This is a genomic window from Microcystis sp. M53603_WE2 (assembly GCF_030065435.1).
The window spans coordinates 1-2,402 of the sequence record NZ_JASJFF010000672.1 but is presented as its reverse complement, the minus strand read 5'-3'; the positions used below and the strand labels follow the sequence as shown (position 1 = coordinate 2,402).

The 2,402-nt window shown below is 42.3% G+C and carries 4 protein-coding genes; all 4 read left to right on the top strand.

Annotated features, from left to right (window positions below; all coding sequences use genetic code 11):
* The first annotated feature begins 103 nt into the window (after positions 1 to 103).
* The 4 genes from PX481_RS30165 (at position 104) to PX481_RS14545 (ending at position 2,281) form a co-directional block, all read left to right on the top strand.
* Positions 104 to 241: a type II toxin-antitoxin system HicB family antitoxin gene (locus PX481_RS30165; protein ID WP_502888558.1), complete on the top strand. Its 138-nt coding sequence runs from the start codon at positions 104 to 106 to the stop codon at positions 239 to 241.
* 380 nt (positions 242 to 621) lie between these two features.
* On the top strand, positions 622 to 846 hold the full coding sequence (locus PX481_RS14555) for a hypothetical protein (RefSeq protein WP_002762738.1): 225 nt from the start codon (positions 622 to 624) through the stop codon (positions 844 to 846).
* Positions 843 to 1,136 (top strand): type II toxin-antitoxin system RelE/ParE family toxin, encoded by a 294-nt coding sequence (locus PX481_RS14550; RefSeq protein ID WP_002762741.1) that lies wholly within the window; start codon positions 843 to 845, stop codon positions 1,134 to 1,136. Before PX481_RS14555 ends, PX481_RS14550 begins: the two co-directional genes overlap by 4 nt.
* A gap of 59 nt (positions 1,137 to 1,195) precedes the next feature.
* Positions 1,196 to 2,281 (top strand): S8 family serine peptidase, encoded by a 1,086-nt coding sequence (locus tag PX481_RS14545; protein ID WP_288024166.1) that lies wholly within the window; start codon positions 1,196 to 1,198, stop codon positions 2,279 to 2,281.
* Positions 2,282 to 2,402 lie beyond the last annotated feature (121 nt).

The following is a 2,402-nucleotide window of genomic DNA, read 5'->3' as shown; positions in this document are numbered from 1 at the left end:
GAACCCTTATAGAGAAAGGCATTTAGCGATTTTTGTCAATTGTTTTTTATCTAGAGCGAACTAATCAATTAAGTCTCTTGCCAGATAAGGATTTAGTCGATTTATGCCCCCCTATCGAACCATACCAAGTAACGAAGAACCAGATAATGCCTATATTGCCAGTTTACCCGAATGGGGAAAATACGCTCGCACTCACGGCAACACCTATCAAGAAGCCATTGATAATGCCCAAGAAGTTTGAGAAGATTTGGTAGATATATATACTCAAGAAAATAAACCTTTGCCCTCGCCAAAACTATTACAAATAGCTGAGAAAATTACTAATGACTAACCTCCCAACTATTCTAGGACTAAAAGTAGGTTTTTCTCCCGGAGAAAATGATTTCAACAAAAACTTAACACAAATTCACTCAAAAACTATTGACTCGGCAAAAAAGAGGTAGTACGATGGAGAATCAAGAGCAATTAGGTCGGATTTACCATGATGAAAACCAAAAGAGAATCAAAAAAACATGAATTAGAACCCCTACAAAGTTTAGAATTACCCATTTTTTGACGACAGGAAATACCAAGATTACAGCTACCGTTAAACCTATTACAACAATCAAGAGAGGATAAATTATGATGACATTAGAACAAGCTCTTATGACAGTTAATGAACTACCTATTGAACAGAGAGAAATGTTAATAGAAATTGTCAAAAATCAAATGATAGAATCCTATCGAGACGAAATAGCCCGAAATGCTAAAGAAGCGAGGGAAGCTTTTCAAAGAGGAGAATTAAAACCGCAACCTTTAGAAGATATTATTGATGAATTAAAAACCCTATTAACAGAAGATGAATGAAAGAGATTATTGCAACACAGAAGTTTAAACGGTCATTTCGTAAATTTGTCAAGCGTAATGCTCAACTTGAACAAAAAATTATTGAAACATTAAAGCTAATGCAAGAAGATATTTTTACCCCTCAGTTAGCCACTCATTCATTACAAGGAAAATTATTAGGACTAAAAGCTTGTTCTTGTGGTTATGATTGTAGAATTATATTTTCTTTAGAAAGACCAGAAACTAATGATAAGGAGCAAAAAGAAGTAATCATTCTAATTGATATTGGTACTCATGATCGGGTTTATTAAACTTAATTTTTAACCTCATTTTTCACCTAACTTACTCTGATTCACTAATCATTAATAAAATGACTCAAATTCTCTCGATTCCAGGACTAAAAGAACTACAAAAACAAACCCAAGGCGCATCAGAAATAACCATCGCCATTCTCGATGGTGTAGTTGACACTAACCACTCCTGTTTTAACGGGGCAGACCTAACCCGTTTACCCACCCTCGTCCAGCATCAAGCCACCGCGGGGCAAATGTCCACTCACGGAACCCATATTGCCAGCCTCATCTTCGGACAACCCAACAGCGAAATCCCTGGCATTGCCCCCCAGTGTCGAGGCCTACTCGTACCCGTCTTCTCCGACGATAACCGCAAACTCTCCCAACTCGATTTAGCGAGGGCGATTGAACAAGCCGCCGAAAAAGGGGCAAAAGTGATTAATATTAGCGGCGGTGCCCTCACTGATATGGGAGAAGCCGAAGACTGGCTAATTCGCGCCGTCGAGATGTGTAACGAGAGAAATATTCTTATCGTTGCCGCTGCTGGCAATGATGGCTGTGAATGCCTGCAAGTTCCGGCAGCCCTTCCCGCCGTCCTAGCGGTGGGTGCTGTTGATGCTAGAGGGCATCCCCTCGACTTTAGTAATTGGGGGGAAACCTACCAAAGTCAAGGCATCCTTGCCCCTGGAGAAAACATCTTAGGGGCAAAACCAGGCGGCGGGACTGTGCAACTGAGTGGGACCAGCTTCGCCGCGCCCATTGTGGCCGGAGTAGCCGCCCTATTACTCAGCTTGCAGGTGCAGCGAGGAGAAACCCCCAATCCTCACGCAGTCCGGGAAGCGATACTAAAAAGCGCGCTCCCCTGCCAATATGCCGACAGCGAAAATGAACCAAAATGTTTAGCCGGAGTGTTGAACATTTCTGGGGCAATTCAACAACTAACAGGAGAAACCATGTCCGAATCTGTGGAAACCCAAGCAACAGTAGAAGCATCGGGCTGTGGCTGCGGTGGTACGCCCGAAACCCCTGAGGCTCAACGCCAAAATCTCGAACTGAGTGCCGCAACTAGCGAACCGGTAATCCCCGTCGCCCAAATTCCCAATCCTGTCACCACCTCTCAAGGAGTATCCATGCCCGAAACTACTAAGCTAAAACGCACTTAAACCACCTAAAATAGAAATAGTAACTTGAGAAAAATCCTACTTATGCCAGCCAAAGATTTCCTAGACTTAGAAGAAAAGAAAAACTTACAAAAAGCTCTTAAAGAAGAAGAAAGAGCAGAGG